This window comes from Aliivibrio kagoshimensis, from assembly GCF_050337105.1.
GTDB lineage: Bacteria > Pseudomonadota > Gammaproteobacteria > Enterobacterales > Vibrionaceae > Aliivibrio_A > Aliivibrio_A kagoshimensis.
This window is the reverse complement of record NZ_JAKJSQ010000164.1, coordinates 1-718: the sequence shown is the minus strand read 5'-3', so window position 1 is coordinate 718 and position 718 is coordinate 1. Positions and strand designations below refer to the sequence as shown.

General features: G+C 35.0%; 1 protein-coding gene. It reads right to left on the bottom strand.

Translation table 11 applies throughout. The features are described 5' to 3' along the window. Window positions 1-603, bottom strand: a 603-nt coding sequence (locus L4C32_RS20740; protein WP_428198778.1) for a hypothetical protein, incomplete at its 3' end; no start/stop codon positions are given. Window positions 604-718 lie beyond the last annotated feature (115 nt).

Genomic DNA, 718 nt, shown 5'->3' with positions numbered 1-718 from the left:
CTGTAAGTTTATACGATTTTTATATTCTGTGATCTCTATTTCTGATTTAAAGTTACTAATGCTGTTTTCTAAATGTGGGAATCGCATACCAAATCGAAGGAAACCAATGGGGAAATTGTTGTCGATGAGCAGCGGAGTCGATATATGTATGGCATTTTCATTAATATGAGTAGATTGGGATAGTGGTGAGTCGATATTTATATAATCCGGGTGTAACTCAGTGATGAACTCACCATATTCTCTAATTAACTCACTACCATCATGTATTAATAGTCCTGATTCATCATAGACATTAACGTACATCACTTTATGGTTGGTTTTGAATGTGGTTAAAATGGACAGAATGTCATTATAGTTACGATAAGTGATAGGTTCGATAAGGCTACTCGAGAGGGTTTGTGAGATGATCAGTCCCGTTTGCTTTAGCTCTTCATGCAGGTTCTGTTGAAGGGTCTGATTAAATAAATTGAGAGTATTATCAGTAATTTCTTTGAACTTATTGGTATGGTACAGAGTTAATGACAACCCGATAGAGCAGAGCAGTATGAAGAGAATCGCGCCGTATTTTATGCTTAAGTTACTTCTATAACGAATGCGGCTCATAGAAGTATCTCGTAACTACTGAATGCAGATAATAACGTCCTGTTCATTAATATCCTCTATATTAAAATCAAAATTGATAAATATGTTAATTAGCCAGCTTCTTGGTGTTACATAT